At 60.8% G+C, this 4,123-nt stretch carries 4 protein-coding genes; 1 reads left to right on the forward strand and 3 read right to left on the reverse strand.

Annotated elements, in window-relative coordinates:
• The first annotated feature begins 110 nt into the window (after positions 1-110).
• On the forward strand, positions 111-752 hold the full coding sequence (locus IG78_RS0140780) for a C39 family peptidase (protein ID WP_030574746.1): 642 nt from the start codon (positions 111-113) through the stop codon (positions 750-752).
• Here the strand turns inward: IG78_RS0140780 and IG78_RS0140785 are convergent.
• From IG78_RS0140785 to alr, 3 genes are all read right to left on the reverse strand, one after another.
• Positions 718-1,812 (reverse strand): MDR family MFS transporter, encoded by a 1,095-nt coding sequence (locus IG78_RS0140785; protein ID WP_225882440.1) that lies wholly within the window; start codon positions 1,810-1,812, stop codon positions 718-720. The genes IG78_RS0140780 and IG78_RS0140785 overlap by 35 nt on opposite strands.
• 125 nt (positions 1,813-1,937) lie before the next feature.
• Positions 1,938-2,870, reverse strand: coding sequence for a D-alanine--D-alanine ligase family protein (locus IG78_RS0140790; protein ID WP_030574751.1), 933 nt, complete (start codon positions 2,868-2,870; stop codon positions 1,938-1,940).
• A gap of 24 nt (positions 2,871-2,894) precedes the next feature.
• Positions 2,895-3,923: an alanine racemase gene (gene alr / locus IG78_RS47320; RefSeq protein WP_078965969.1), complete on the reverse strand. Its 1,029-nt coding sequence runs from the start codon at positions 3,921-3,923 to the stop codon at positions 2,895-2,897.
• Between the last annotated feature and the right edge of the window lie 200 nt (positions 3,924-4,123).

Consider the following 4,123-nt stretch of genomic DNA (forward strand, 5'->3'; position numbering starts at 1 on the left):
CATGATCCGCCGCTACATCATGTGACGGAACAAGCACGTCAGCAACGATCACCTGCGCATAGTGGTTGACAAGGCGAACGCTGCCTGAAGCGGCACTAGGATGTGCGGCTATGGGCAATGTGATCGCCACCGTGCATACGGTCCCCTACCACGCGCAGTGGGCCTCGGCCCACCTGGTGGAAGACATCGTGACCGGCAAGATCCCAGCGAGCGAGGATCCGCATTGGGCCGACTACGGCGCCATCAGTCCGCAAGAGTACGAGTGGTGGTCCTGGCGATTGTGCGGCATGGCCTGTCTGCGCATGGCGTTGGAACACTTCGGGCACTCAGCTCCGTCCGCGATGGAACTGGCCAGTGAATGTACGGCAGCCGGCGGCTACGTCAAGCACGATGGCGGGCTCCGTGGGCTCATCTACGCGCCGTTTGCTTCATGGATCGAGGACCGGTTTGGTCTAGTCGCGGAGGTGCGACCTGAACTCGCGGCCTCCGAGATCCCTTCCGTCATCGCCCGGGGGCAGCTTGTGATGCTCTCGGTCCATCCGTCCATTCGTCACCCCCTAGACAATCCTCCAGAGCCGGGCGGGCACTTGGTGCTTGGAGTCGGCGCCACTGCGGAGGACTTGGTAATCCACAATCCTTCCGGCTACCCAGACGCGTCGCAGCAGTACGCCCAGGTGCCTTGGGGCAGGCTGCATCATTTCTTTGCGGGTCGAGGCGTCATCCTTGGCGCCGAGCCATCCTCGACGCGATAGCCCCTTGTACGGCAACGGCCAAGAGGCACAGCACGGCACAAACCGTCCACAGTAGGACCGCGCTGTGTTCTAGGAGTCGGGTGCCCATGAGCGGTGCTGCGAGCATCGCCCCGGCCCAGGCCATGCCGTACAGACCGTAATAGCGGCCGCGAAGGTGTTCTGGTGCCAGGTGCGCGACCATGGCCTGATTGACGCAGAACACGGCGATTTCGCCAAGTGACCATAGGGCGACTGTTGCGGTGTAGCCCGCCGGCGAGGACACCAGCGCCGTCGCACCGAACCCAAGGCCGATAAGCACGATGCCCGTGATGAGGGCTGTGCTCTCTTTCAGCTTTCCAATCGAAGGCAGGATGAGAGGTTGCACCGTGATGATGATGACAGCGTTGACAGTCATGATGAACCCAAACGCGGATGACGACAAGCCGTCCAGGTTCATGGCCAGCGGCAGTGTCGTTCCAGCCTGTCGGAACACGATCGCGTAGCAGAACGTCGCCGCGAGATAGGCCACCATCAGCCGGTCCCGCAGCACGTCGACATAACTGCCTGAGGCCGTTTCGGCGGTTCGACCCTCCATGTCATCCGCGGGTAGCGCCTTCCAAACCAGCGCGGCACTGGCGAGACAGGTGGCGATGTTGATGATGAAGATCAGGGTGAATCCATGCCTGGTCAGTACACCGCCGAGCATCATAGAGAATCCGTACCCGAGGTTCACAGCCCAGTAGAGCATGCCGTAGGTCCGGGGCAACTGGTCCTGTCTGAAGAGGTGGGCGACCATAGCTGCTGATGCTGGCCGCCATAGTTCAGAGGATGCTCCGGCCAGAAACGCGCAAAGGCCGATTAGGTAGAGGTTCTGGCTCAGGCCTAAGGCGAATAGTGCTACGCCCGCGGCAGCCATGCCTCCCACGAGGGTTGTCCGGTAACCGAAGCGGTCGACGAGCAGGCCCCCGGCCCACTGGGAGACGACTCCCCCAACGCCACATGTGGTCAGGATGACGCCGGTCGTGGCGACGGAGGCCCCTTGGTCCTGGGTGAGGTAGTAGCCAAGGAACGGGATGGCCATGCACCCAAGCTGATTCGCCAGCAATCCCGCCCACACGGCCCAGAAAGTGCGGTTAAAACCTGTCCCCCAGTTACGGGCCCACCCGCGGACCCGCTCGATGGTGGGCCGCACGGTGCCGGTAGGCATCATGGGCAGTACGTGGGCCGGTTGAACGCACTCTCCAGCATTAGCTCAATAACCCGGTTGAGGCCGAGCCCGGAGGCCTCTGCCATTGCTGCCAGGTTCCCCTGCCGGGTCAGGCCAGGCACGGTGTTCATCTCCAGCATCACAGGCCCTCGCTCGGCGAGCATGAAGTCGAAGCGGGTTACACCATGGCATGAACATGCTTCCCAAGCCCTCAGTGCCAGCTGCGTGATCGTCTCAATGACGTGATCGGGCAGAGGGGCAGGACAGCGGTACTCGTGAAGATCCGGGTTCTGCTTGGACTCCGCATCGTAGAACTCGTTGTGTGAGACTGCTTCCAGTACAGGCAGTGGAATGAGTCGGTCAGCCTCCTGGAGGACACCGATGGTGAGCGTGTTGCCAGTCACGAACGGCTCCACGATGTACTCCTGAGAGGAGTACGGGCCGTCCGACGCCAGCAGCTCCTGCAACTCACCGACCGTTCGGACGATGCCAGCTTCGAAGCTCTCCCCGTTGGAGGCAGGTTTGGCGAACAGCGGAAAACCCAGCCGATCAGTGGCCTTGGCGATCTCTTCCTGACTGGCCGTCTTGTTGAGAGTGGCCCACGGCAGGGTCGGGATCCCTTTACCAACGAGCACCTGCTTGAAGGTCGGCTTGTGCATACCCAGCGCACTCGCCAGCACCCCTGGTCCGGTGTAAGGCACCCCAAGCAACTCAAGCAGGCCCTGCAACTTCCCGTCTTCCGCGTACCAGCCGTGGCCAGCGATGAACGCTGCCTGCACCTTAGTCAGTCTTGACCAGAACCCCGGCTCCGATATGTCGATCAGTTCACTGGTATTCCCTAAGTTTGCCAGGGCCTTGGCCGCAGAATCGGCGGACAGAAGCGATCCCTTACCCTCCGGACTGGGGCCTCCGGCGAGAACTCCTACGTGCATGTGCATCTCCCTCGTTCCACTCGGTTAAACAACTCGTCGACGAATCCTGCTCCGAGCCGTGGGCAGCGCCGTGCACAACTCCCAGTTGGTCATGCGCGCGAACTTCAGATGATCTTCGAGGCGAATGCCGTCTCCGACTAGCGTCACAGGGGAACCGACTGGCGCTGGCCGCCTGAGTGCGATGGCTAGGGCGTCGGAAGCGATTGCACCAATAACCTGTGCCGGTTCGTCGCCGACCAGGATTCTGGTACCTGCGAGGCGGGAGGAGAACCCATCTCCATAGCCGACCGGTACGACGCCCATCAGCATGGGCTCCTGGGCCACGAAAGCGGCATCATAGCCAACAGCTTCGCCCGGGGCGAGACGCCTTGTCTGCGCGAGGTAGCTTGTCCAGCGCAACACGGGCCTCAAGTTGGCTCTCATCCGGACAGTTGCGGAAAACGACAGACCGAGCAGTGAACTTCCGCATCGAACGGCATCAAGATGACTGTTGGGCAACTCTAGGGTAGCGGAGCTATTTGCCACGTGCCGTGTGACGCCTGATATTCCATTAATGCGGGAGGTGAATTCATCCAACTGCTTCAGCATCATTTGACGGTCCGAATAGGGATGGGAGAAATGCCCGAAGGCGCCCACCGTAGATAATGGCAGGTCCTTCGGCAGCTCAGAGAACCCCCATCGATTCAACCCCAGATTGACCTTAATGTGTACCGGCACTTCGCGGGTCAACCGCTTCAAACTAGCTTCGTCGTATGCCATGCACTCCAGTTGGCCCTGCCCGGCATCGACGACCTCTCGTGGGTGGACTGGCCCCATCACGATGATCCGCACGTCTGGGTGACGATGCCGTAGTTCTAGCCCTTCTCCGACAGTCGCAACACATAGGGCCTTTGCCCCCGCTTCTAGCGCGGCTTGCGCTACAAGAGCCGCACCATGGCCATATGCGTTCGCTTTCACGACGGCCCACAGTTCGCTAGAACCAATGGCGCTAATCACTTGTTGCGCATTGTTTCTGACAGCTTCCAGGTCAATCGATATTTCTGAGCGGTACATTCCGAGCAGCCCCCCCAGGCGTCGTGATCAATGCCCCACGAAACTAGCATCGGCAACTGTTCAACTGTCAATGGTAAGTTGGTTGGACGGCTGAATCCCTACTAGTGCCGCTTCAGGCAGCGTTCGCCTTGTCAACCACTATGCGCAGGTGATCGTTGCTGACGTGCTTGTTCCGTCACATGATGTAGCGGCGGATCATG

Source organism: Streptomyces aureocirculatus, assembly GCF_000720475.1.
Taxonomy (GTDB): Bacteria; Actinomycetota; Actinomycetes; order Streptomycetales; family Streptomycetaceae; genus Streptomyces; species Streptomyces aureocirculatus.

What these genes read in the sequence shown, in the direction of transcription:
- IG78_RS0140780 (WP_030574746.1), top strand. Translation starts at nt 111, where the DNA reads ATGGGCAATGTGATCGCCACCGTGCATACGGTCCCCTACCACGCGCAG.
- IG78_RS0140785 (WP_225882440.1), bottom strand. Translation starts at nt 1,812, where the DNA reads ATGGCCATCCCGTTCCTTGGCTACTACCTCACCCAGGACCAAGGGGCC.
- IG78_RS0140790 (WP_030574751.1), bottom strand. Translation starts at nt 2,870, where the DNA reads ATGCACGTAGGAGTTCTCGCCGGAGGCCCCAGTCCGGAGGGTAAGGGA.
- alr (WP_078965969.1), bottom strand. Translation starts at nt 3,923, where the DNA reads ATGTACCGCTCAGAAATATCGATTGACCTGGAAGCTGTCAGAAACAAT.